The 24345-nt window shown below is 64.9% G+C and carries 23 protein-coding genes and 1 pseudogene; 15 read left to right on the top strand and 9 right to left on the bottom strand.

Annotated elements, in window-relative coordinates; genetic code table 11:
- Window positions 1–66: 66 nt before the first annotated feature.
- From THPRO_RS17485 to THPRO_RS06320, 4 genes and pseudogenes are all read right to left on the bottom strand, one after another.
- Window positions 67–1002: pseudogene (locus THPRO_RS17485) on the bottom strand (efflux RND transporter permease subunit); the annotation flags it as partial.
- Between the two features lie 62 nt (window positions 1003–1064).
- Window positions 1065–2135, bottom strand: a complete 1071-nt coding sequence (locus THPRO_RS06330) for an efflux RND transporter periplasmic adaptor subunit (RefSeq protein WP_052064191.1) — start codon at window positions 2133–2135, stop codon at window positions 1065–1067.
- Window positions 2132–3469, bottom strand: coding sequence for a TolC family protein (locus THPRO_RS06325; protein WP_052064190.1), 1338 nt, complete (start codon window positions 3467–3469; stop codon window positions 2132–2134). Before THPRO_RS06325 ends, THPRO_RS06330 begins: the two co-directional genes overlap by 4 nt.
- Window positions 3469–4047: a cytochrome b/b6 domain-containing protein gene (locus tag THPRO_RS06320; RefSeq protein WP_065089365.1), complete on the bottom strand. Its 579-nt coding sequence runs from the start codon at window positions 4045–4047 to the stop codon at window positions 3469–3471. Before THPRO_RS06320 ends, THPRO_RS06325 begins: the two co-directional genes overlap by 1 nt.
- Before the next feature lie 170 nt (window positions 4048–4217).
- On the opposite strand from THPRO_RS06320, the gene THPRO_RS06315 reads away from it, so the two are divergent.
- The 12 genes from THPRO_RS06315 to THPRO_RS06260 all read left to right on the top strand — a co-directional run bounded on the left by THPRO_RS06315 (window position 4218) and on the right by THPRO_RS06260 (window position 18131).
- Entirely contained in the window at window positions 4218–4898 is a 681-nt protein-coding gene (locus THPRO_RS06315) for a response regulator transcription factor (RefSeq protein WP_038088499.1), read from the top strand.
- Window positions 4899–4922: 24 nt separating this feature from the next.
- The gene (locus THPRO_RS06310; RefSeq protein ID WP_038088496.1) at window positions 4923–5339 is read left to right on the top strand and encodes a hypothetical protein; all 417 of its coding nucleotides are present in this window, start codon (window positions 4923–4925) and stop codon (window positions 5337–5339) included.
- 4 nt (window positions 5340–5343) lie between these two features.
- Window positions 5344–7440, top strand: a complete 2097-nt coding sequence (gene mdoH / locus THPRO_RS06305) for a glucans biosynthesis glucosyltransferase MdoH (RefSeq protein WP_038088493.1) — start codon at window positions 5344–5346, stop codon at window positions 7438–7440.
- The gene (locus THPRO_RS06300) at window positions 7437–9263 is read left to right on the top strand and encodes a glucan biosynthesis protein (RefSeq protein WP_082954481.1); all 1827 of its coding nucleotides are present in this window, start codon (window positions 7437–7439) and stop codon (window positions 9261–9263) included. The genes mdoH and THPRO_RS06300 overlap by 4 nt, the downstream gene beginning before the upstream one ends.
- 48 nt (window positions 9264–9311) lie before the next feature.
- Complete coding sequence (locus THPRO_RS06295) at window positions 9312–10703, top strand: ATP-binding protein (protein WP_038088490.1); 1392 nt, start codon at window positions 9312–9314, stop codon at window positions 10701–10703.
- Between the two features lie 31 nt (window positions 10704–10734).
- Complete coding sequence (locus THPRO_RS06290) at window positions 10735–12222, top strand: GTPase (protein WP_065089364.1); 1488 nt, start codon at window positions 10735–10737, stop codon at window positions 12220–12222.
- The gene (locus THPRO_RS06285; protein ID WP_236717262.1) at window positions 12149–13543 is read left to right on the top strand and encodes a GTP-binding protein; all 1395 of its coding nucleotides are present in this window, start codon (window positions 12149–12151) and stop codon (window positions 13541–13543) included. Before THPRO_RS06290 ends, THPRO_RS06285 begins: the two co-directional genes overlap by 74 nt.
- Before the next feature lie 83 nt (window positions 13544–13626).
- Window positions 13627–14865 carry a molybdopterin-dependent oxidoreductase gene (locus tag THPRO_RS06280; protein WP_082954480.1) on the top strand — a complete coding sequence of 413 codons (1239 nt, stop codon included), beginning with the start codon at window positions 13627–13629 and terminating at the stop codon, window positions 14863–14865.
- Window positions 14866–14992: 127 nt separating this feature from the next.
- Window positions 14993–15634: an RNA polymerase sigma factor gene (locus THPRO_RS06275; protein WP_052064185.1), complete on the top strand. Its 642-nt coding sequence runs from the start codon at window positions 14993–14995 to the stop codon at window positions 15632–15634.
- Window positions 15612–16253, top strand: a complete 642-nt coding sequence (locus THPRO_RS06270; RefSeq protein ID WP_082954479.1) for an anti-sigma factor family protein — start codon at window positions 15612–15614, stop codon at window positions 16251–16253. The genes THPRO_RS06275 and THPRO_RS06270 overlap by 23 nt, the downstream gene beginning before the upstream one ends.
- Window positions 16254–16285: 32 nt before the next feature.
- A complete protein-coding gene (locus THPRO_RS06265; RefSeq protein ID WP_038088483.1) occupies window positions 16286–16711 on the top strand; it encodes a hypothetical protein in 426 nt (141 codons plus the stop codon).
- Between the two features lie 100 nt (window positions 16712–16811).
- On the top strand, window positions 16812–18131 hold the full coding sequence (locus tag THPRO_RS06260; RefSeq protein WP_145930709.1) for a tetratricopeptide repeat protein: 1320 nt from the start codon (window positions 16812–16814) through the stop codon (window positions 18129–18131).
- 146 nt (window positions 18132–18277) lie between these two features.
- Here THPRO_RS06260 and soxZ read toward each other — a convergent pair whose 3' ends face one another.
- The 5 genes from soxZ to THPRO_RS06235 all read right to left on the bottom strand — a co-directional run bounded on the left by soxZ (window position 18278) and on the right by THPRO_RS06235 (window position 21622).
- Entirely contained in the window at window positions 18278–18595 is a 318-nt protein-coding gene (gene soxZ / locus THPRO_RS06255; RefSeq protein WP_038088471.1) for a thiosulfate oxidation carrier complex protein SoxZ, read from the bottom strand.
- A 35-nt stretch (window positions 18596–18630) separates the two neighbouring features.
- Complete coding sequence (gene soxY / locus THPRO_RS06250; protein WP_038088468.1) at window positions 18631–19098, bottom strand: thiosulfate oxidation carrier protein SoxY; 468 nt, start codon at window positions 19096–19098, stop codon at window positions 18631–18633.
- 20 nt (window positions 19099–19118) lie between these two features.
- Window positions 19119–19496 carry a sulfur oxidation c-type cytochrome SoxX gene (gene soxX, locus THPRO_RS06245; protein WP_082954478.1) on the bottom strand — a complete coding sequence of 126 codons (378 nt, stop codon included), beginning with the start codon at window positions 19494–19496 and terminating at the stop codon, window positions 19119–19121.
- Between the two features lie 226 nt (window positions 19497–19722).
- Window positions 19723–21189 (bottom strand): beta-barrel assembly-enhancing protease, encoded by a 1467-nt coding sequence (locus THPRO_RS06240; protein WP_082954477.1) that lies wholly within the window; start codon window positions 21187–21189, stop codon window positions 19723–19725.
- Between the two features lie 55 nt (window positions 21190–21244).
- On the bottom strand, window positions 21245–21622 hold the full coding sequence (locus tag THPRO_RS06235; protein WP_236717261.1) for a hypothetical protein: 378 nt from the start codon (window positions 21620–21622) through the stop codon (window positions 21245–21247).
- A 130-nt stretch (window positions 21623–21752) separates the two neighbouring features.
- Here THPRO_RS06235 and THPRO_RS06230 point away from each other — a divergent pair, with 130 nt between their 5' ends.
- The 3 genes from THPRO_RS06230 to THPRO_RS06220 all read left to right on the top strand — a co-directional run bounded on the left by THPRO_RS06230 (window position 21753) and on the right by THPRO_RS06220 (window position 24342).
- A complete protein-coding gene (locus THPRO_RS06230; RefSeq protein WP_038088707.1) occupies window positions 21753–22097 on the top strand; it encodes a rhodanese-like domain-containing protein in 345 nt (114 codons plus the stop codon).
- A gap of 157 nt (window positions 22098–22254) precedes the next feature.
- Window positions 22255–22923, top strand: a complete 669-nt coding sequence (locus tag THPRO_RS06225; RefSeq protein WP_038088706.1) for a 4Fe-4S dicluster domain-containing protein — start codon at window positions 22255–22257, stop codon at window positions 22921–22923.
- 69 nt (window positions 22924–22992) lie between these two features.
- Window positions 22993–24342 carry a heterodisulfide reductase-related iron-sulfur binding cluster gene (locus THPRO_RS06220; protein ID WP_038088462.1) on the top strand — a complete coding sequence of 450 codons (1350 nt, stop codon included), beginning with the start codon at window positions 22993–22995 and terminating at the stop codon, window positions 24340–24342.
- Window positions 24343–24345: the final 3 nt, after the last annotated feature.

Here is a 24345-nt window from a genome sequence, read left to right as displayed (position 1 = left end):
AGGAATGAGGAACAGCACCAGGGTCGCGAACACCACGCCGAGGATGATGGCATCGCGCACCGAACCCGCCGAATCGAGGATCAGCCCGCTCTGGTTGTACCACTGGTGGATGTGCAGATCGGCCGGCAGGCGCGGCTCTATGGATTTCAGTCGCGCCTGGATCGCGCGGTCGATGGCTACGGTGTTGCCGCCGAGCTGCTGGTAGACGGTCACCAGCACGGCCTGATGGCCGTCTGCGGTGACCGTGATCCATTGCGGGCGAGTGGCCAGCCGCACGGTGGCCACGTCATCGAGCGTCACCACGCCGTCCTTGCCGGTACGCAGCACGGTGTGGCGGATCTCGGCGAGGTCCTTGAAGCGGGTGTCGGAGAGCAGCAGGAACAGCTTGTCGTGGGCCTGCAGGCGGCCGACCGCGCGGATGATGTTGGCGGCGGTGAGCGCGCGCTCGACATCACCCATGGACAGGCCGAGGGCGGCGAGGCGCGCGGGATCGACGGTGACGCGGTATTCCGCGGTCTTGCCGCCCATCACCCCGATGCGGCGCACGCCCTGCACGCTGGAAAGCAGCGGCACCAGCTGGTAGCGCGCGATATCGCGCAGCTGTACCTGACCCAGGTGCGTGGAGGTCAGGCTGTAGGCCAGCACCGGGAACTTGGTCGGGTCCATGCGATGGACCTCGAAGTGGGTGCCGGCCGGCAGCCGCGGCAGCACCTGATTGAGCGCCGCCTCCACCTGCAGGACCGCGCGCGGCATGTCGGTGCCCCAGTTGAAGCGGACATCGACGTCGGCCGAGCCACGGCTGGTGGCCGAGCTGATGGCGGTGACCTTGGGTACGCCGCGCAGGGCCCGTTCGACCACGCGCGTGACTTCCAGCGCCATCTGGCTGGCCGGGCGGTCGCCGGCGTCGAGATAGACTTCCACGCGCGGAAAGGCAATGGCGGGGAACAGGGAAACGGGCATGCGCAGGGCGGAATAAATGCCGCCGAGCACCAGCAGCAGCATCAGGAACAGTACCGAGCGGCGGTGAGCCAGCAACCAGCCCGCGAAGCTGCGTTCGCGCCCGCTCATGACGGCGGCGTGGCGGTGCGCACCGACAGGCCGTCGCGGAGTTCGTAGTTGCCGACGGTGACCACGGTCTGGCCCGCGTGCACTCCATGACCACTCACGGCGACTCGTCCACGAGCCTCAAGGCCTGTGACAACATCGATCCGGTGGGCATGCTGGTCGGGCTCGACCACGAACAAATAGGCGCCGCGCGCGTCGTGCAGCACCGCCGTCTGCGGCACGGTCAGCGCCGTCCGGCGAGCAAGCGCGATGTGGCCGCGCATCCACATGCCCGGAATCAGGTTACGGGTGGCCTGGCCGGACAGGGGGGCAATGGCATCGACCAGATGGGTAGCCGGATTGATCACGGCGTGAACCTGGCTCAGCCGGGCCTTGAACGACGGGGCGCTGCCGAATACGGGTTGCAGCGTCACGTGCATGCCGGGGCGCAGGCGGTCGACGTCCTCCGGCTCGATGCCGAGTTTGACCCAGAGGCGGTGGCGTGCGCCCAGCGCCAGCAGGGCGACGCCTGCGCGGATGCGATCGCCGGGGGCGACGTTGAGTTGGGTGACGATCGCGTCCTGCGGCGCGCGCAGGGTCTGGGTCGCGCGATCGGCCCCCAGCCTGCGCTGGGCCCGCAGGGCATCGCGCGCATTGACGAGTTGCTGCTCGGCCTTGGCCAGCTCGGCACGCGTGGCCAGCTGTTCGGCGAACAGGCCCTTGACCTGCGCGAGCTTCTTGCGGGCGTAGGCCACCTGCGCCTTCGCCTGCTCGAAGGCCAGGCGCGCGGTGGGGTCGGTCGCCAGCTGCAGCAGGGGTTGGCCGGCGGTCACCTGCTGCCCGAGGCCGACCCAGAGACGGGTGACCTGGCCACCGTGGGCGGCACTGATGCCGGTCACCTGCTCGGGATCGGGCACGACTTGTCCGTAAACCGTAAGCATGGCGCCGAGCGCTTCGCGGCGTACCTGACCGGTCTGGATCAGCACACTCGGCGTCGATTTTGCCTGTGCGGTTGTGTCCGCATGGGCGCAAGCGACGCCCAGCCAGGCGCAGAACGCGAATGCGAGGCTGCGGGCGGTAGCGGACTTCATGTGGCTGAGGGGGGCTTGGGCGCCCCGGTCGGCACATGCCCGAGCAGGGCGTCGAGCGCGATTTCATCTTCCATCCGTTGTTGGCGCAGGCGGATGGCTTCACGCTCGCGGGCGATCAGACTGGATTCGATGGCGATGTAGCTTGCCCCGCCGAGGTTGCCGGCGGCGAATGCGCGACTGGCGTTGGCGGCCAGCCGGCGCAGTTCTGGCAGACGGTCGGCAAGGGTCTGCTGGGTTGCGCTGACGGTGCGCAGTTGCGCGGCCAGCGTGCGCGCCTGGCGGGTCGCCTGGTCCAGGCGGGCCTGATAGCGTGCGCGTAGCATGCGCCGTGTGGCGCGGGTGATCGCGATCTGGCCGCGATTGCCGTTGAAAAAGGGCAGACTGAGCGTGATGCCGATGCCCGTGGTCTTGATGCCTGAGGTGTCGGAGGCACGGGTGATGCCGATATTGAGCGCGGGGAACTGGCCGAGGATGGCGGCGCGATAGCGATCGTCCGCGCTGCGGTAGCCGGCCTGCAGCGCGAGCAGGTCGGGCCGCCGTCGGGGCAAGTCACGCAGTGCGGCGTCGATGGCGTGCGCGCCAGGAACGGCCGCAGGCTGCGGCGCCGTCAGGGTCCAGGCCGCGTCGGCGCGCAGGCCCAGCAGACCGTTGAGCGTGCTGCGCGTGGTGATGATCGATTCACGCACCTGGGCAAGCTGGGATTCGGTGTTGGTCAGGGTGACCAGGTCGGCGGCGGCGGCATCCAGCGTCACGTCGCCATGCCGTAGCGCCCGCTCGACATGCCGCTGCCGGGCCCGCTCCAGTTGGCGGGTACGCGTCAACAGATGCGCCTGTTGCTGCAATGACCAGAGGCGGACATACAGCTGCTGGGTCCGCTGGCTGACCTGCCAGACCTGCCAGGCGACCTGCAGCACCTGCTGCAGGTGTGCGGCGCGGGCGGCGTCGATGTGCGCGCCGCGCGTGACCAGCCATTTCAGATCCTCGGACAGGCCGCCGTTGTAGGCGTTGACCAGACCAGGCCCCGACGAGGTGACGCGGTCGAAGCTGTAGCCGAAGCTCGGGTCGGGGATCAGTCCCGCCTGGTACAGGGCGGCGGCGCTGACGCCGATCTTCAAGCGCGATGCGCGCAGGGACGGATCGTCGGCCACCGCGCGGCGCGCGGCCTGCACGAGACTCAGGGCCTTTATCGGTGCGCCCTGCGCGTCCGTGGGCGCGGCGGCCAGATCGGGACGCACGGGCAGCGGCGACGGCCGGTAGGTTGCGCAGCCGCCCAGGAGCGTGGCTACGCCGATCGCCGCCAGCCCATGCAGAATCGTTGCTGGGAAGCGCGACATCAGCGTCCCAGGCGGAAGATGCCGCGCAGGGTGTCATGGCCGAGGAGCTGATGCATGATCGCCATCAGGCCATGGCCGATCCAGTAGGCCCACATGAGGTTGGCCAGCGTGCCGTGGATGTACACGGCGACGTCGTAGCCGGTGCTTTCCATCTTGCCGGCCTGCAGCAGGAAGTACATGACCGTGCCGGTGAATCCCATCGCGGTGGCCAGCAGCAGGCCGAGGCCGTGAATGAGTCCGGCGAGGCCGGCCTGTTCGTTGTCGTCGGGCAGCCGGCCGCGCAACAGCCCGCCGATCTCGGCGAAGACGCCGGCGAGGCCGGCGCGAGACCAGGGGAACAGGTGCTCGAAGGTGACGCGCTCGGCCAGCGCGAGATAGACCCAGTGCGCGAGAATGATGGCGGCGGCGACCAGGCCGATGTATTCGTGGGCGATCAGCGTGCTGTGTTCGAGCAGGCTCTGGTGCTTGTCGTCGGGGCCGGCCATGACCAGGCTCAGAAACAGCTGCGCCGTGATGGTGAGAAACAGGCCCAGGTGCAGCCAGCGTATCGGTTGGCTCCATTTCGATGCGAAGCTCATGCGGTCATCCTTAGGGTTAGGGTGGTGTGCCGTTTTATAGGTCTGGTGACACGATTTCCCCGGCGGGGCAATAACCCATTCAGTTTGCCATCGACCGCCCCGCTGCGGTCATTACCGAATAATTAACGGATCGCAATGCGCCGCGCCCGGGGCTTGAGTAGAATGCGCCCATGCGTGTACTCGTGGTTGAAGACGATCGGGAGGCGGCGGCCCATCTCGCGCGCGGATTGCGGGAAAGCGGCTACGAGGTGGATCTCGCTGCGGACGGCTCGGATGGCCTGACGTGCGCGGTGTCCGGCGAGCATGACGTGCTCGTGGTGGACCGCATGCTGCCCGGGCTTGACGGGCTTTCCCTGATATCGGCGCTGCGCGCCGCCGGTCGCGCCACGCCGGTACTGATCCTGTCCGCGCTGGGCGAGGTCGACGACCGCGTTACCGGTCTGAAGGCCGGCGGCGACGACTACCTCGCCAAGCCCTACGCCTTTTCCGAGCTGCTCGCGCGGCTGGAGGCCCTGCAACGGCGGGGGCGTGCCGACCAGGCCGTCGACGACCACCTGGAGGTGGCCGACCTGGTGCTGGATCGCGCCCGTCACCGCGTGACCCGAGCGGGACAGGCCATCCATCTGCAACCGCGCGAATTCCGTTTGCTCGAATACCTGATGCGGCACGCGGGGCACGTGGTGACGCGAACGATGTTGCTGGAGCACGTATGGGACTATCATTTCGACCCCCAAACCAATGTGATCGACGTGCATGTGTCCCGTCTCCGGGCCAAGATGGATCGTGATTTTTCGCAGCCCCTGCTGCATACCGTGAGGGGTGCCGGCTACCGTTTGGGCCCCATCGAATAGCCGTCTCTCCCCGGAATCTTCCGGATGGAATCCGCCAACGCCATGGAATTGCCGATCGACGACCCCGATTCGAGTCCGCACGTGCATCGGGCCGAACTCGACGAGCCCGCCGGCCGGGATCTGGCGCGTCGCCTGCGTGGGTATCTCTCGATGTTGTCGATACCCGAGGCGCTGGCGTCGGAATGGATCGCGCACGCACAGCGCGGCGGCGCGGATGCGGGGCAAGCCTTCGCACGCCTGCGCATGCTGATGGCCGACCACTGGGCTGCCGGAGAGCCGGGCCGAGACGGCATGTTGGCGGATGCCGAGTTCCGCCTGTGTCGCTGGCTGGCCAGCGACACAGGCGGCGAGAGGCCGGATTGCCCGTTGCAGATCGACAGCCTGTTCGAGCTGCCTGCCATCCGCCGCCGCCCGATGCTGCCGGAATCGTGGGACGACTGATGCCATGAACGAAACGCCCGCCCACGCCTATCCCTGGGCACGTGCCGCCTTGTGGCGGCGTGCCCTGCTGGCGCTGCTGGTGCTGATTCCCAGCGTGGTGGCCAGCGAATTCATGGTGGGTATCCTGCCGCATCCGGGGTTTGCGTTGATCGACGACGCGTTGGCGATCGTCTTTGGCCTGCTGTTCGGCTGGGTGTCGATCGGTCTGTGGACTTCGGTCTTCGGGGCCGCGATGCTGCTGTTCGGGGCGCGCCGTTGGGTCGCCCTTGCGCCGCCCGAGGCGGCGGATCGGCGTGCCGGCGGGCGGACCGCGGTGATCATGCCGGCCTACCGCGAACAGCCTGAGCGGGTGGCGGCCGGGTTGGAGGTGATGTACCGCTCGTTGCGCGACTGCGGTCGCATCGAGGACTTCGACTTTTTCCTGCTGAGCGACAGCGACGAACCCGACGCCTGGGTCGACGAGGAAATTGCCTGGGTACGGCTGCGCCAGCGCCTCGGTGGTGCGGCCAAGGTGTTTTACCGGCGCCGCCGCAACAACATCAAGCGCAAGAGCGGCAACGTCGCCGATTTCTGTCGTCGCTGGGGCGCGCATTACGAATTCATGGTGGTACTCGACGCCGACAGTCTGATGAGCGGCGAGACCCTGGCCAGCCTCGCTGATGCGATGCGCGCCAATCCCGGCGTCGGTCTGATCCAGACCGTGCCCTCGACCGTGCGCCAGAACAGTCTGTTCGGGCGCTTGCAGCAGTTCGCCAACCGGCTTTACGGCCCCGTGTTTTCCGCAGGCATGCATTTCTGGCAGCTCGGCGAGGGGCACTACTGGGGGCACAACGCGATCATTCGCATCGAGCCGTTCATGCGCCATTGCGCCTTGCCGCGCCTACCCGGCAAGGGCATGCTCGGCGGCGATATTCTCAGTCACGATTTCGTCGAGGCGGCGTTGCTGCGCCGCGCGGGTTGGAGCGTATGGCTGGCGCACGACCTTGACGGCAGTTACGAAGAAGCCCCGCCGACGCTGCTCGACGAGCTCAAGCGCGACCGGCGCTGGGCGCAAGGCAATCTGCAGCATATGCGCCTGCTGTTCGCCAGCGGATTGAATCCGGCGCACAGGGCCGTGTTTCTCAATGGCATCATGGCGTACGTATCCTCGCTGCTGTGGTTCGTGTTTCTGCTGCTGTCGAGTCTTGAGGCGGTGCTGCACGCCCTGATACCGCCGGACTATTTTCCGGACAAGCACGTGCTGTTTCCCGTCTGGCCGGTTTGGCACCCGCATTGGGCCGTGACCCTGGCCGGCTTCACGCTCGCCGTGCTCTTCCTGCCAAAAGTGCTGGCGGTGCTGGTCGCCCTGATCCGCGGCCGCGCGCGCGAGTTCGGCGGCCCCGTGCGGCTGGTGGCCAGTGCCGTCGTGGAAAGCGTGTTTTCGGTGGTGCTGGCGCCCGTCAGGATGCTGTTTCATACCTTGTTCGTGCTCGCCATCATGCTGGGCCGTCAAGTACGCTGGGGTACCCAGACGCGCGGCGATGCCAGCACGGGCTGGCGGGACGCGTTGCGCCATCATGCGCCCGGCACGCTGCTGGGCCTCGCCTGGGCGACGGCAGTCTATTTGCTCAGCCCAGGCTATTTCTGGTGGCTGATTCCGGTGATGGGCGCCTGGGTGATCGCCATCCCCGTTTCGGTCTGGACCAGTCGGGTGGGTCCCGGCGTCGCGCTACGCCGTGCCGGCATCCTGCTGACGCCGGAGGAAGTGACGCCGCCGCCGCTGCTCGCAGCGTTCCAAACCCTCTCGTCGCGGCAGCGCGAGGACGGTGCGGGGCGTGGTTGCGGCGGATTTGTTGCCGCCGTGGTCGATCCCGGCGTGAACGCCATGCATTGCGCGCTGCTACGGGATCGGACCGGCAGTATCAGCGAGGAGGTGGCGCTAAGCCGCCGCAGGCTGCTGCTCGATGCGCTCAAGCAGGGGCCTGATGCGCTGGACCGGCGGGCGCGCATGCAGCTGCTCGTCGATGGCGCGGCCATGCGCGAGCTGCATTGGCGGGTGTGGTCGCTACGCGAGGAATTTGCGCAGCGCTGGCGTCTGACAGTCACACAGGAGGCGGAATGAGGCAAGACGGGTACGGGATGGGCACGGGCCGCGCGCGCGGTACGATGCGGTGGCTGGTGCTGGGCGCCTCCGTGCTGGTGATCGGCGGTTGCGCGACGCCGCAGGCCGTCGAACGCGCGTCTGCCAAGGCAGACGCGGCCCTGGCTCATAGTACGACCATTGAGGGGCAGGTCGCGGCGGAGCGGCAGGCCCGCCAGGCGCTGGCGGCGGATCTCGATGCGCGCCTCAAGACGATGAGCGCGGATCAGACGCGCCTGGCCCGGCGTCTGGCCGCCACGGATGCCCGTCTGTCGGCGGACGAGGCGCGTTACAAACGTCGGTTTGCGAGCCTCGAAGCCCGTGCCGCGCAGCCATCGCCGGCGACCGGGCCGGTCGCGGTGAGCGAGCCAGCCGAGGCCGATTTCATGGCGACCCTGGTCAAGCGCGCGCGCAATGCCGCGGCGCATCCCTACCAGCCGCCAAAGGCCGTGTCCACGGTGCTGACCGGGATGGATTATCCGGCTTATGAACGCCTGCGATTCAAGGGGGCGGTGCCCGGCTGGCCCGATGCCGCCTTGCTGCATCCGAGCTTCTACCCGGCTGGATATTTGTTCCATCATGCCGTGAAGATCCATCTGCTCGAGGGCGACAAACCGGTAGCGCTGGAATTCCCGGTTGGCGATTTCAATTTCGATACGGCTGTCGCCAAGCAGATCGCCGGTCCGGTGCCGCTGGCCGGTTTCAGCCTTTACTACCCGTTCAACCAAGGGGCGGGGGTCAACGAGTTTCTCTCTTTTCTCGGCGCGAGCTACTTCCGCGCGCTGGGCAAGGGGCAGGCCTGGGGGCTGTCGGCGCGTGGCCTGGCCGTGGATACCGCGGTGCCGCACCATGCCGAGGAATTTCCCTATTTCCGCGATTTCTGGATCGTTCCGCCCCGCCCGGGCGCGAATAAGCTGGAATTCTATGCCCTGCTCTCGAGTCCCAGTTTCGCCGGCGCCTATCGCTTCGTGGTGCAGCCGGGGACGCAGACGGTGGTGGACGTCGATATGACGCTGTTCGTGCGTAAATCCGTCAAGCGCCTGGGCATCGCGCCGCTGACCAGCATGTATCTACAGGGGCGCGACGGCGGTCCGCGTTTCGATCCTCTGGTGCGTGCGGCGCACGATTCCGATGGCCTCTCGATCGAGACCGCCGACGGACGCTGGCTGTGGATGCCTCTGCGCAACCCCAAACGCCTGGCCGTGGACGAGATGTCATTCGACGGGATCAAGGGCTTCGGCCTGATGCAGCGCGCGCGCCGCTATGCCGATTATCAGGCCTGGGGCATGGAGTATCAGAAGCGCCCCAGTGCCTGGGTGACGCCGACCGGAGGCGATTGGGGCAAGGGCCGGGTCGTGCTGGTGGAGCTGCCGACGCGCACCCAGACCAACGACAACATCACCGCCTTCTGGGAACCTGCCGATCGCCCCAAACCGGGCGAGGAGCTGAAGTTCAGCTACCGTATCGCCTGGCAGGGCGACCAGCAGACCCTGCCGCCGCTCGGACATGTAGTCAGCACCCGCTCCGGCCATGCGGCGGATGGCGACGAGACCTACGTGATCAACTTTCGCGGCGGCGATCTCGACGATCTGCCGGCCTGGGTCCATCTCGAGCCAGTGGTCTCCGTCGACGGCGACGCCAAGCTGATCAGATCCTGGACGGCCAAGAACGAGGCGACCGGTGACTGGCGGCTGGAGTTTACGATCAAGCAGAAGGGCAACGCGGCCTCGCGCGTGCGCGCCCACCTCGCTTATGGCAAACGCGCACTGACCGAGACCTGGGATGCCAAGCTCCCGCTGGACTGAGGCGCTGCCGTCCGCTGGGTTGCTGGCGTGAATCCGCTGAGACGGCGAATGCCGCGCCGCTACGGCCTGTTCCAGACCACGGCCTTCAGGCTGTCGCTGTTCTACGTGCTGCTCTACAGTCTGCTGACGGCGATCACCCTGGGCGTGATCTACTGGTCGACCACGCGCTACATCACCGCGCAGGTGGATGCCGCGCTGGCCATCGAGCGCGACGCGCTGATCCACGATTACCGCAAGGGCGGGCTGTCGGCGCTCCAGGCGGCCGTGAACCGGCGTACGCGGGATGAAGTGACCGGCGGCCACTTCTGGCTGCTGCTTGGCGAGGGCAGCCAGCATCTGGCGGGCAACTTCCTGTTCTGGCCGGACGGGCTGGGGCGGTCGGGCGGCTTCGGATACATCAATCTCGACAGCATGAGCATCCCCAAGCCGCAGCGCGCGGACGACGACGACGTCGATGTGCGTACCCTGGCCACGCCGCTCAAGCAGGGCGTGACCCTGCTCATCGGCCAGGCGCTCAGCAGCGAGGAACAGCTGGCCGACCACACCTTCGCGCTGGTGGCCTGGGGCGTCGGCGTGATTGCGTTGCTGTCCTTGCTTGGCGGCGTGCTGATGGGGCGCAACGTGCTGCGCCGGCTGGAGTCGGTAAGCGAGGCTGCTGGCGAAATCATGGCTGGGCGCCTGTCCCAGCGCATACCGGTCGCCGGGCGTGGCGATGAATTCGACGAGCTGGCAGAGCGGCTCAACGCCATGCTCAGACGTATCGACCAGCTCGTCTGCGGTATGCGCGAGGTGACCGACAACGTCGCGCACGATCTGCGCAGTCCGCTGACGCGGCTGCGCAACCGTCTTGAGGTTGCCCTGCTGGAGGCACGCGAGCCAGCCGAATATCGCGAGGTGATCGAGGGGGCGGTCGCGGACCTTGAAGGCATCATTCAAACCTTCAACGCCCTGCTTAGCATCGCCCAGGCCGAGGCCGGCATGCGTCGCAAGGATTTTTCGCCGGTCGAACTCGTGGCCTTGACTGCAGATCTGGGGGAACTCTATGGCGCACTCGCCGAGGAGGCGGGGCTCGTGCTCGATATCGACGGGTGCGGCGAGGCCTGGGTCAGCGGGCATCGCGACCTGATCGCCCAGGCCGTGGGCAATCTGCTGGATAACGCCATTAAATACACGCCCGCCGGTGGACGCGTCAGGCTGGAACTGGCGTGCACAGGCGGGCACGTGAGATTGAGCGTCAGCGACAGCGGACCGGGTATCCCGGATGCGGAGTACGAACGGGTGATGCAGCGCTTCGTGCGCCTCGACGCCGCACGCAGTTCGCCCGGCAACGGCTTGGGGCTGGCCTTGGTCAAGGCCGTTGCCCAGCTGCATGGCGCCACGGTGAGTCTTGGCGATGCGGGGCCCGGACTCGCGGTGACGCTGGATTTTCCCACGCTCTGACGCCGGCGCCGCGGCTCGCTACAATCGGCGCATGAATCTGACCCCTCGTTTACGTCAGTTGCTCGCACTCGGCCTCCTGCTGGTGCTGCTGCTGGCGCTCCTGCTGTCGCTGGCGATCACCGATCTCGCACTGCGGGTCTGGCAGCGTCTGTCGGCCCTGCCGCCCTGGGTCTACGTGACCTACGGGGTGCTGCTGGTGGTCTTCCTCGGCGCCGGTTTCTGGCTGCTCTACCGCCTGTTGCGTTCGCCCCGCCGTGCGTCCGCCGACTTGTCGGATGCGCCATTGGACGAGACCGGCCTGGAGGCGCGTCTGCAGGCCGCCGAGGCGCGCGGTATCGATGTCGCCGCCGCACGTTCGGAGTTGGCCGAACTCGGTGCGCGCCGTGCCACGGGCCATCTGTATGTGGCCTTGTTCGGGGAGGTCAGCGTCGGCAAGAGCAGTCTGATCCGCGCGCTGATTCCGGGTGCCGAGGCGGAGGTCGGCGTCGAGGCGGGCGTCACCCGCGAGGTGCGTCACTACCGATGGCAAAGCCCGGCTGGCGACGCGCTGGTGCTGGCCGACGTGCCGGGCACCGGCGAGGTCGGTGGCGAGCTGGACGAGCTGGCCGCGGAGGAGGCGAGGCGCGCGCAACTGGTGGTTTACGTGACCGACGGCGACCTCACGCGCAGCCAGCAGACCGCGCTCGAACGCCTGGCCGCGCTGCGCAAGCCGCTGCTGCTCGCGCTCAACAAGAGCGACCGCTACGGCGCGGCCGAACTGGAGACCGTGGCCGCGCGTCTGCGCGAGCGTCTCGCCGCGGCTGGCGTGGCGGCGCCGGTCGTCGCGGTCAGTGCGGGCGCGCAGCGAGAGGTGCTGCGGGCCTTGCCGGACGGGGGCGAGACGCGCGAGCTGCGCACTGCGCCGCCGGAGGTCGAGGCGTTGCGCGATGCGTTGCAGCGTGCGGTCGACGGCGATCCGCAGCTGCTGGAACGGCTGCGCGACGGTGCGATCTTCGCCCTCGCCGCCGAAAGGCTGGCGGTGGCCGAGCGCGACTGGCGGCGGCAGGCAGCCGACCGGGTGATCCGATCCAGTTCGCGCAAGGCCGCCCTCGCGGCGCTGGCCACGGTGGCGCCGGGGGCGGACGTGCTGGTGCAGGGTTACATCGGCACGGCACTGGTGCGCGAGCTGTGCGAGCTGTACGAGATTCCCGTGCAGACGATCGACATCCAGCAGTTTCTCAAGAGCGTGCAGACCCGGGTCGGGCGGGTGATGCCGCTGGTGCTGAGCGTGGTGGGCAATGGCCTGAAGGCCTTTCCCGGCCTCGGCACGGTGGTCGGCGGCGTGGTGCAGGCGATCGCCTACGGGTTGATCTTCGATGCGCTGGGGCGTGCGCTGGCGCGTACACTGGAAACCCGCGGTCGCCTGAATCAGACCGCGGTCGACCAGGCATTCAGGGAGGTGCTCGGTGAAGATCTGGAAGCGCGTGCGCGGCGTCTGGCCGAGTGGCTGGTCAAGAATCAGCGCGGACGCGGAGACTGAGGGGGCAGACGTAACCTCGGGGCAGGGCGGCGAGCGCCACCTGGCGCTGGCGCGCGAAAGCCTGCGCGAACTGCTCGAGGACGAGCGCGTGCCTGCCGGCGTGCGCGAGGAACTGGCCGAGGACTACGCGCGCGTCCAGCGCTTGCTGGACAAGATCGAGCACGGTCATGTGCACGTGGCCGTGTTCGGGCGGGTGAGTGTGGGCAAATCCGCCCTGCTCAACGCATTGCTCGGCGAGCCGCGCTTTGCGACCAGCCCGTTGCACGGCGAAACCCGGCGCAGCGAGGAGGCCTGCTGGGAGTCCTTCGACGCCGGTGGCGTCTATCTCATCGACACGCCCGGCATCAACGAGGTGGCCGGCGAGGCGCGGGAGCGCCTGGCGCGTGAGGTGGCCACCGAGTCCGATCTGGTGCTGTTCGTGGTCGACGGCGACCTCACCGCGGCCGAGCACGAGGCTCTGGGCTGGGTGATGCACGAGCAGAGCGCGGTGATTCTGGTGCTGAACAAGGCCGACCGCTATACCGAAGCCGAGCGCGCGACCCTGCGTCAGGTATTGCTGTCGCGTCTGCTGGGCCGCCTGCCCGAGGAGCGGCTGGTGCTTACCTCCGCCGCACCCGCCGAACGCATCCGCATACGCGTGGATGCGCAGGGACACGAAACCGAGGAACGCGTGTGTCCGCCGGTCGACGTCGACGAACTCAAGCTGCGCCTGTGGGCGGTGCTCGAGGCCGAGGGCAAGACTCTGGCGGCGCTCAACGCCGGTCTCTTCGCCGGCCGCCTGAGCGAACGGGTGGCCGAACGCATCCTCGCGGCCAAGCAGGCGATCGGCGAACGGGTGATCCGCCTGTATTGCCTGTCCAAGGGGGTGGCCGTCGGTTTCAATCCGATCCCGGGCGCCGATCTGGTGGCGGCGGTGATGCTGGATGTCGGCATGGTGGTGCACCTGAGCCGGGTCTATGGCATGCCGTTCTCGCGGGTGGAGGCGGGCCGTCTGGTGGCGGTGATCTCCGCACAGCTCGCGGCGCTGATGGGTACGGCGTGGACGCTGAACCTGGTGGCCGGATTGCTCAAGCTGGGCAGCGGCGGCCTCTCCACGCTGGCCACGGGTACCGCGCAGGGCGCTGTGGCCTACTTCGCAACCTACGTCGTCGGCCGCGCGGCGGAACGTTATCTGGCGGCCGGCAAATCCTGGGGCGAGGGCGGGCCCAAGCGCATGGTGCGCGAGATTCTCGATTCGCTGGATCGCGACTCGATGCTGCGCGAGGCGCGCGAGGAGATTCTGGCGCGACTCAAGGGGCGCAAGCCCACGGGTGAAAAATAACCGACTAAATCGCTGTAATATTTTTCCCGTTCAAACGTCTAAGGATTGAACGCGGCCGTGCGGCCGTCACCCGGGGGAATCCAATGAGCGTGCCGTCACCTGTTTATCTCTGGGGTCTTGTCCCGCTCGGCCTGCTGGGCATCGGCCTGCTGGCGCACAAATCCCTGGCCGTTCGCTGGCCGGCGCTCGGCGATTGGTTGCGACGGCGGACCTGGCCGTGGACGTTGCGCATCGTCCACGTGTTTCTGCTGGCGTCCTTCATCGTGCTGATGCTCAGCGGGGTGGCGATCTATCTGCCCGATCTGCATGCGGTGCTGTTGCCCTGGCTGCAGACCATCTACGCGTTGCACGTGTGGCTGGGGACGGCCTTTCTGGTTGCCCTGCTGATTGCGCTGCTGTCGTCGCCGCGGCTGGTGCGGCGCGTGCGGCTCGTCGACTGGACGCTGGTGTCCGCAGGAAGTCTGTTTCTCGGCGTGAGCGGCTACGTGCTGTGGTTTGACACGACCTTCCCCGTGTACTGGAATGCCATCGCCTTCGGCTGGCATGGCTGGGTGGCGTATGCGCTGTTGGCGTGGCTGCTGGTGCATGGGTTTCTGCGCACCTTCTCGTTCCAACGCAGCGGCCATCCGCTGAACTGGCGTGTCGATTTCACCCGGCGACGTTTCCTGTCGATGGGCGTGTCGCTGGTGGGCGCCAGTTTTGGCCTGCTGGGGCTGGCCGGCATGCGGCGCAGGCCGGATCCGACATCCGGCGGGGTCGACAGCATGGCCACCAGTGATGCGGCGGCGCAATGGGCCTTTCCCGAGCACTACAGTTATACCGGCATCTACCCCGAGATCGATCCGGTGGGCTTTCGGCTGTCCATAGGCGGGCTGGTCGAGCATCCGGTCACGATGCGTCTCGAAGAGATCAGGGCACTGGATCCGGTAATGATTCGAAGCAATTTCCATTGCGTCACCGGCTGGAGCGTGCCGGACGTGCCCTGGGACGGGATCGCCGTGGAGGCCTTGATGGCGCATGCCGGTGTGCTGCCGCAGGCGCGCTATCTCGCCTTTTATTCGGCCGACGGCGTGTATGTCGACTGCCTCAGCCTACAACAGGCGCGGGTGCGTGGGGTCATGCTGGCCTACGGTATCGCCGGCGAGCCGCTGCCTGGTCGCGGCGGTTTCCCGCTGCGCCTGGTGGTGCCGGGCATGTACGGCTACAAGTCGGTGAAATGGGTGGATCGTGTGGTCGCCACCGCCGAGCCGGTCACGGGTACCTGGGAGCGGCAGGGCTATCCCGCCGATGCTTATCTGGGCAGCGTCAAGACCGGTTTCTGAGCCCTTGCGGCTTCATCCCGGCCACCAATCAGTTTGAATGATGTGCTGATTCGGATAGTCTATTGATCGGGCCGTCCTGCGGACCAGGCATGGAACCTTTTTCAGACATCTGCCGTGTCAACAGGTGATGAACAGCCAACGACTCAGCAAATGGTTTAGCCGACCGCTGCCGCCCGACGATTTCGAGGCGCTGGTGGCTCCGCACATCGAGACCCTGTACCGGGTGGCCTATCGGTTTACCGGACATCAGGACGATGCGGAGGATCTGGTGCAGGATCTGTTGATCAAACTGTACCCGAAGTCGACGGAGCTGGCCGCGATCGATGTGCTGCGTCCTTGGTTGATGCGCGCGCTGTACAACCTGTTCGTCGACGGGAGGCGCCGGCATGCAAGAAGCCCCCACGGGCATCTGGATCTACATGCCGAGTCCGAGGATGACGGAGGATGCACCGGCGTTTGGGATCGCATGGCTTCGTCGGAGGCCGGTCCGGAAACCACCGTCGAACGAGGCCTGCTCGAAGGGCACATCATGGAGGCGATGGAGGCGCTTAACGAGGAACAGAAGGCGGTGCTCATGCTGCATGACGTGGAGGGCTACAGCCTGGTCGAACTGGCGGAAACGCTGGATGTTCCGGTGGGGACGCTCAAATCGCGCCTGTTCCGTGCTCGGCGTGCGCTCAAGGACAGCCTGATGGCTCGCAAGGTGGGTCAGAAGGAACTCTATTTTTTGGACGAGGGGATGACCGATGAACTGCCCAGTCTATCGTAGGCGTTTTGATCGGTATCTGGATGGCACGATCTCTGCAGATGATCGTCGCGAGCTGGATGAGCATTTGGCCTACTGCCCGGCCTGCCGTGAGCAGTTGAGCTGGGAGCGACGGGTCTGGAGCGATCTGCGAAAGCTGTCCGTGCCGCCGATGCGTGCCGGGTTCGCCGATCGTGCGATCGCAAGGGCCGTGCGCCAGCCCTCGGTGCGCAAGCCTATCCGCCAGCGCATGGTAGGGCTGGCAGTCGCCGCGAGCCTGCTCGCCGGTATCGCTATTGGCATCGGCGTGCAGCGGCAGGCTCAGGAAGGGGGGGCGCCGACGGTGCAGCTCGCACAAGGCAAGGATACGATCCGGCTGGTGTTCAATGCCTCGAAGCCTGTGCAAGGCGTGCGTTTCACCGTAATCCTGCCCGCCGGTGTAGAAGTGGCCGGTCACCCGGGGCAGCGTGAAATCGTCTGGCATGGTCAGCTCAAGCAGGGCCGCAACCTGCTGAGCCTGCCACTGGTCGCGGAGCGAAGCGGGCGCGGCGTATTGAGGGCCGAGGTCCAGTACGGCGAGTATGCACGGGAGATTCAGGTGGGCGTGCACGTGAAGGGTAACCGTACGATGTCCAATATCTAAAGGGCAACATCCGGGCGAATGGGTGTGGGATAATGTCGAATCGAATTTCAATCATAAAAAGCCATAGTGAAAGTAAAGGCCTGTTGATCCTGTTGGCGGGCGCATCGTTCTGCCTCGCCATGGCATTGCCATTACCCGTTCTGGCCGACGACGGGCTCGATGTGACCATCAGCGTGGTGGCCCCGGGGCAGGACGTGCGGGATGTCATCGAACATGAAATCGAGATGCCTGCGGGTCGCAGTGACGCGCGCAGAGCCTTGGCTCATGTGGAAGGCGAGCGCCAGGGAAGCGAAGGGCACGCGGATGTCGGCGAAGCGCCGGAGCCGCCGGAATTCTCTGGGCAGGGCGCCGGGCAGGAAGCGGGCGCGATGGAAAATCACAACCAGACCCAAGAACTGATGAATCAGGCTCAGCAAAGCGCCCAGGCTCCGCAAGACAGGGAGCTCGATACCGATTGAGTTGAAGGTCGCTAGCGCTTAGTCTAAACACGGATGAACAATCGATCGCGAAAAGGCGCCCGGTAGTCGGTGCCTTTTCGTCTTGCACAGGGAGTGTTTGATGCGACCGGGGTTCAAGCTCGCGCCAATCGCCATGGCGACATGCCTCGCATTATCTGCGGGTGTCGCCCAGGCCTCGCCAGGCATGGACGCCTTCGGAAGGGGAGTCACGGCTTTTCGCGCAGGCGATTACGAAGCCGCGCTATCGGCTTTTCTCAAGGCGCGGGCTTCGGGAATCGATAGCACCAACCTGCGTTACGACCTGGGTTCCACCTATTTCAAACTCGGGCGCTACCGCGAGGCTGCCCGCGAATTCGAGGCACTGAGCCGCGAGCCGGCACTTGCGGCGCTAGCCCATTACAACCTTGGCCTGATAGCCCTCGCCGAGCACCGAAAGCGTCAAGCCATGGCGGCATTCAAGCGGGCAACTGCCTCGGAGGGTTCCGACAAGATCAGGGCCCTGGCCTACGAGCAGATCCAGCGTCTGAATCCGACGGCGGCCAGCCCGGCCCCACGCTGGGTGGGTTTTGCCAATCTGGGCGGCGGTTACGACAACAACGTTTCGTTGTTGTCGCGCTCCAATCTGATTACCGCAGCGGGGCAAGGTTCGAATTTCGTGCAGCTGCTCGCCGGCGCTATCGGCCAGCTGCAGGGGACGCCGGACCATGGGCTGCGGCTCATCGGTACGGTCTACCATGTCAGCTATTCCTCGCTGAGCGCCTATAACCAGACCCTTGCTAGATTGGGCTTGGCTTACCGCCAGCCGATGTCGGGCTGGGCGACCGAGGCGGCTGCCTATCTCAATTACAGCTATCTGCATGGCAGCGCATTCGAGCAGTTCAACTCACTGGAATTTCGGGCGTGGCATCCGCTCGGCGAGGATTGGCGGGTTCGCCTGCGCTACCGTTATAGCAGGATTACCGGGCTGGCGACCTATGGCTATCTGTCCGGGGGGCAGCAGCAGTTGGGTGCGCAGGCACGTTGGACGCCGGGGCAGCTCAAGCTGCGTCTCGGGTACGAGTTGGAACTCAACAACCGCTCAGATCTGACAATCGGCAACCAGTTTTACAGCGCCTCTCCGACGCGCCAGGAGGTCTATCTGCGCGCAAGCTGGCCGGTATCGGGGAAGGTCAAGATTTTCGCGCACGCGAGTTATCAGCACAGCCGTTACGGTTCACCCGACATCACGCTCCAGGGTGGAAATCTGGTCAGCAAGCGGCGGGTGGACGATAGGTACCTGGAATCACTGGGCGCGCAATATCGTTTGTCGAGCGGGTGGTATCTGGTGGGCGAATATCAGCATACCCACGCGCATTCGACGTTTAGCATCTATACCTACGGCAGCGACCGCTATTCGCTGCAAGTCGAGCACTATTTCTAGAAGCCTGCTGGGGCTTCACCAGGGGGCTGGCAAATGCGCGGCATGCGGTTGTTGTGTTGGCGGTAGCTTTGCCATGCGTGCCCTAAAAACAAGAAGGGGTGGCCTGTTCGGCCACCCCTTCTTGCGTCACGACCGCCTTACAGCCTTCAGGACAGTTTGGTCGTGGTCGAGTCGGACTCGCCCTTGTTGTCGACCCAGCTCAGCTTGAGGGTTTCCCCCGGCTTGCCGCCTTCAACCTTGAAAGACAGGAAGGGGTTGGTCGAGATACCGATGCTCCAGTTCGCGACAAAAACCTGCTTGCCGTCGAGCTCGGCGGTGACCTGTTCGATGAAATGCGCCGGAATTACCTTGCCGGTCTTCTTGTCTTTTTGCAGCCCGGTCGTCATCGGATGGCTGATCAGGCTCTTGACGTCGGTGACGCCGCCGCTGATTTTCGCGCGGATTCGGATGGTATTGCTAGGCATGTTGGTCGTTCCCTCTTGAATTGGATATGGCTGGTTCAGCCGCCGCAGCCACCGATGGTGACCTTGACTTCCTTGCTGGCGCTGTACAGCTTGCCGTCTGCAGAGCGCACCACACCCATCACCTTCATGGTCTTGGCCAATTTGATTCGGGTGGAAACATAAGGCATGGCACCCATGAGCTCATAGCTTGAATTCAGCGGGTAGGGGTTGTCGGGCGTAAAGATCGATACGGTCTTGGCGCCCTTGAGGTCTGAGGAGATCGTGACCGGCACGACGGCGCCGTTCTCGGCGATATCGGGCGCGTGCACGGTGACATGCCCGCTCTCGACGGCATCGGTGCCGTCGATGATCTTCATGGCTTCCTTCATGTCCTTGGTGCGGAATGCGTCCTTGGGCCAGGCGGCCAAGACCGTCTGCGGCGTCAGCAGACCGGCCCCGACCGCCACGCCGATCGCGCTCGCGGTAAACGTGCCCCTGAGGAAAACTCGGCGTTTCATGTTCATGCGTGATGCTCCGTTTCTCGTTACAAGGTGTATAGGAAATCGACGATCTTGTTGATCTGCTCTTTCGTCAGGATGTGGTTGGCGCCGAAGGGGGGCATCGCCGTCTGCGGATTGTTGTGGCGCGGATCCCAGATCTGAGCGAACAATTTTTCCCGATCCGGGAAGCGGGCCTTCATGGCGACCAGTGGCGGGCCGATATCACCCGGCATGTTGCCGCCTTTGATCGCGTGGCAGGCAAGGCAGTTGCCTTCCGAGCGGTTGAAAGCCAGCGCCTTGCCCTGGGCAATATCGGCTGCCGTGGGCTCGCTGGCACTCGCGGTACCGGGTAGAGCGTACAAGCTTCCAGTCAACACGGCCGCCGAGGCCATAGTCGAGATGAGTTTCGCGGGGTACCGCATTTGTCAGCCTCCTTCGTTTTGTGCCTTGTGTCTTAATGTAACGGCGTTATCGGATATCGTTGCATGCAGGGCCACATGTGTCGTGAGTTGCCGAGCCTGATGTGTCCGCATCGTTATAACTATATCCTGAACACCTCGCAAAGCAAGGAAGGCCACCTTCCGCGAGCCCTGTCTGCTGGCTCCGACGATGCTCTCTTCAAGGATAAAGATGTCGCATGCTGTGGGTTTATTCCATGGCTGCCAGGCGCGCCGCCTGTTCGATACGCGCCTTCTCGGCGAGTAGCCGCGCGCGCGCCGTCTCGTCGATGGTGTTTTGCTGCAGGGTGATTTCGATCTGTTGTTTGGCGGCTGCGAAGTCGCCGATTTTTGCGTAATAGCGCGCCAGCGCCTCATGGCTGGTCGCAGGGTGGCCGGCGGCTGCCGCGGCGCGCGCGAGTAGGTGTAGCGTGGTGGCCTGGTCGTGCCCGTAGCGCGTGTGTCTGGCAAGCAGGGCGTAAGCTTCGTCCGCATCCCCGGATGACAGCATTGCATTGGCCAGGCTGGTGACCACCAGCGTCTGCTCGGGGTACAGCTCGTCGAGGCGCCGGAGTAGCGTGATCGCTTCGCTGCCGCGGCCAGCCGACGAAAGCGCGTCGGCGAGGGTGACGGTTAGCATGGTGTCATTCGGATACGCCCGATGGAGTGCTCTCAGCAGCATCAGGGCGGTGGGCGTCTGGCCGGCCCGGAGCATGGCGATCGCCGTGCGGTAGCGGGTTGCGGCATCCGTGGCGTGCGGCGGCGTGTCCGCGTAGGCTTCGATCAAAAGATCCGGCGGCGTGGTCAGAGCGCTGATGCGCGCCTTGAAAAGCGCGAACCGCAGGCTGTCGTCACGGTAGCGCCCGCCATACTGTGCGGCACGCGCAGCGCTTTCGGCGATCCTTTCTCCGGTCGCCGGGTGGGTGAGCAGCAGCGCTGGCAATTTGCCCTCGTCCGTGTGACTGCTTCGCGACAGCGTGGCGAAGAAATGCGCCATGGCCGCTGGGTCCAGGCCGCTCTCGGCGAGAATGCGCATGCCGACATCGTCCGCTTCGCGTTCATTTGCGCGCGAGAAATTCAGCTGGCGCTGGGCGTTGCCGGCCACGGTGGAGGCGAGCGCTGCCTGGCCGAGGGCGGGGTCGTGTATGCCTGCCAGGATCGCGCCGAGAGCGACCAGCAGCGATGGCACGCCAAATTGTTGACCGTGTTCAAGGCTGCGGGCGAGGTGGCGCTGTGTGACGTGGGCGATCTCATGCGCGATGACGGCCGCCAGTTCCGATTCGTTGCGCGTCGCCTTGATGAGGCCGGTATTGATCGCGATGATGCCGCCGGGCGCGGCGAAGGCATTGATGGCAGGGTCGTCGATGATGAGGAAACGGAAGTCGAAGCGTACGTGGCGCGCGTTGGCGAGTAGTCGGGCGCCGAGCCCGTCCAGGTAGGCTTGGGTGATCGGATCCTGCAGTAACGGGAGTTTTTGGCGGATCTCGTTCAGGGCCTCGTGACCGAGACGGCGCTCCTGTTCGATGGTGAGGCTTCGGCTTGACGTTTCGCCGAGGGTGGGCAGTTCGGGAAAAAGAGGGTCTGCGTCGGCTAGGGTGCAGGGAAGGAGGAGCGGAATGGTGGCCAGGAAGGCCAGCCAGCGCTTCAGCAAAGATGGGCTTTGGCGTGATGCGGCCACGTGGTCGGTTGCGCCGGGGCCGGTGGCGCGACCGTGAGGGCCGCGCCACCAAGGGTCACTTGCCGACGCGGGGGCTGGAGCCGTAAGCCTGCATCGACGTGCGGCCCTGCCAGGTTTTGGCGGAGAGCAGGATGTCCGGCACGAAGAAGCGCGCGCGGGGCTCGACTTCGACGGTTTTGACGATCTTGGTCACGTCGGCGTACGCGATCTTGTGCAGCGTGCCGGATTTGTCGGTGAATCGCGCGACCATGAAGTCGTCATGGAGCTTGTAGACGTAGATGTTGGCGGGGCGAAGTTTGCCGCTCTCGTCCTTCATGGCGATGGCATAGCGGGTGTTTTCGCGAAAGCTGCTCTTGTCCAATGCCTCGACTCCTGCATAGTGGGATCGTTGGGAATCGGCGCGGCGCTTGGCTCGCGCCATCGTTGCCGTCATGTCTAAACTGATCTAGAGTAACACCAGATTCTAATAAGCGACAATCCCAACGGGCGCGGGTCTTGACCTGCGTCTGGCCACATAAGCAGAATGTGGTAATATTCTTAATTCCCTGGTGGAGCGCCGCGACATGTATGGATTTCATGAGGTCGATGCCGGCACCTTGAAGCAGTGGATGGAGGCTGGTGAGTCCGTCTGTCTGGTGGATGTGCGTACGCCGGCCGAGATGTCGCGCGGGATCATTGAGGGTGCGCGGCTGATGCCTTTGCATCTGGTGCCGGTCAAGCTGGATGAGTTGATGCGCGACGGAGACGCGCGCCTGGTGTTCTACTGTCAAAGCGGTGCGCGTTCCGCGCAGGCCTGCGCCTTCGTCGCGCAGCGGCACGGAGCCGAAGTTTACAATCTTCGCGCCGGCGTCATGGGCTGGATGTCGGCGGGTCATCGCCTGTCTCCGCCCGAGACGGTATCGATTTGAGTGAGTGAGAGAAGGAACCGTCCGTACGCGCCCGTTGTCACCAGAAGAGACGTTCCGTCCTCAGGCGGAAGGGCAGATGATCGGGCAAGCGATGTTGCAGTGAGGATGCTGGCCTATAATTCGTAAGTGAGGTGCTTGTATGGCGACATATGCTGAGATGCAGCAAATCTACGATGATATTCGTGGAGATTTCAGGTACGACAACGAACTCAACGGGTGTCTGAACTGCGGGATATGCACCGCGACCTGCCCGGCGGCTCATTTTTATGACTACAGCCCCCGCGAGATCGTCCAGCTGCTTTGGACCGAGAATGTCGAGCAGATCTATGACGCCATGCAGGAAAAGATTTGGGCCTGTGCCCAGTGCATGACCTGCGCCGCGCGCTGCCCCTTCAAGAACTCCCCGGGCGGGCTGGTCGCGATCATGCGCGAAGTGGCCATCAAGCATGAGATGCAGTCCGCCAAGGACGTCCTGCGTCCCTTCGGTCGCGTCATGCTCAAGCTGATCACCACGGGTAACCAGCTGTCGCCCGACATGATTCAGCCCGACCATTTCCCCGACTGGGGTCCGAACATCCAGAAGGTCGAGGGCGACCTGACGGTTCTGCGCAAGGCCATCCCCGTGAAGACGCTGCAAACCGTCGAAACCGCGTGGGAAGTCTCCCTGAAGACGTCCGTCGAGATGTACACCATCTGGGAGATGACCGGCGTCCTGAAATCGCTTGAGCTGATGGACGAGAACCTCTTCGACGTCATCGAGGACTTCATCGATGAGAAGCGCGAAGAGTACGACGAATGGCTCGAGGAGCAGGAAGACGACGATTGATACACGTCCGGCCCCGCGGCCGCCGATGGCGGCGAGGGGCCGGACAGACCTCATTCAAGGAGAGTCGCTATGAAACCAACTGATCAGAATGGCAGCCCCGATACCGGCATCGCCGGACACGGTTCCTTCTTCCAGGAAACCAACCTCTCTCGCGAGGAGGCCGTGCGCGCCACGGACTGGGTGCGCAAGCACGTCGATCGTCGTACGGTGGACCTTGGCGAGCGCATGGACGATGTGCGCGAGCATATGTACGAGCTGGAGAAGGAAGGCGAGATCATCATCCATCGCATCACGGATGAACACGAGCCGATGGCTGTCAGGACGCTCTTTGGCTGGGAGAAGAAGGTGCCCACCAAGCAGCTGTGGCACCACAAGTCGTGCGGCCAATGCGGCAATATTCCCGGCTATCCGACCTCGCTGCTGTGGTTCATGAACGAGTTCGGTTTTGTTCCCGGTAAGGATTACCTCGACGAGACTGACCAGACCTCGTGCACGGCTTGGAACTATCACGGTTCGGGCATCGGCAACGTGGAGTCGTTGGCCGCGGTGTTCCTGCGCAACTTCCATCAGGCCTATGTGTCGGGAAAACAGCACGGACATGAGCTGGGCCACTTTTACCCGCTGGTCCACTGCGGCACATCCTTCGGTAACTACAAGGAGATCCGCAAGTACCTGATCGAATCCGCCGAGCTGCGCGAGAAGGTCACCAAAATTCTCGGCAAGCTGGGGCGTCTGGTCGACGGTAAGCTGGTGATCCCCGAAGAGATCGTGCACTACTCCGAGTGGGTGCACGTGATGCGTAACCGTATTGCGTCCGAGCTTCAGAAGATCGACGTTTCCAACATCCGCGCGACCGCCCACGTGGCCTGTCACTATTACAAGATGGTGCACGAGGATGCGGTGTACGATCCCGAGGTGCTGGGTGGCAACCGTACCGCGATCATCACTTCGGTGGCGCAGGCACTCGGTGCGCAGGTGATCGACTACTCGACCTGGTACGACTGCTGCGGCTTCGGTTTCCGGCACATTATTTCCGAACGTGAATTCACTCGCTCGTTCACGATGGACCGCAAGATCCGCGTAGCTCGTGAGGAGGCGAACGCCGACGTGATGCTGGCCAACGATACCGGCTGCGTGACGACCATGGACAAGAACCAGTGGATCGGCAAGGCGCACGACCAGAATTTCTCGATCCCGATCGTGGCGGATGTGCAGTTCGCCGCGCTTGCCTGCGGCGCCGATCCGTTCAAGATCGTCCAACTGCAGTGGCATGCCTCGCCCTGCGAGGACCTGGTGGAGAAGATGGGTATTTCCTGGTCCGAAGCAAAGAAGAATTTCCAGGAATATCTGAAAGAAGTCGAAAAGGGCAACATCGAATATCTCTATAACCCTGAGCTGGCATACGGAGGACAGGCGTAATGC

The organism is Acidihalobacter prosperus (assembly GCF_000754095.2).
Classification (GTDB): domain Bacteria; phylum Pseudomonadota; class Gammaproteobacteria; order DSM-5130; family Acidihalobacteraceae; genus Acidihalobacter; species Acidihalobacter prosperus.
The sequence above is the reverse complement of the archived record's forward strand: the minus strand, read 5'-3'. Positions and strand labels throughout refer to the sequence as shown.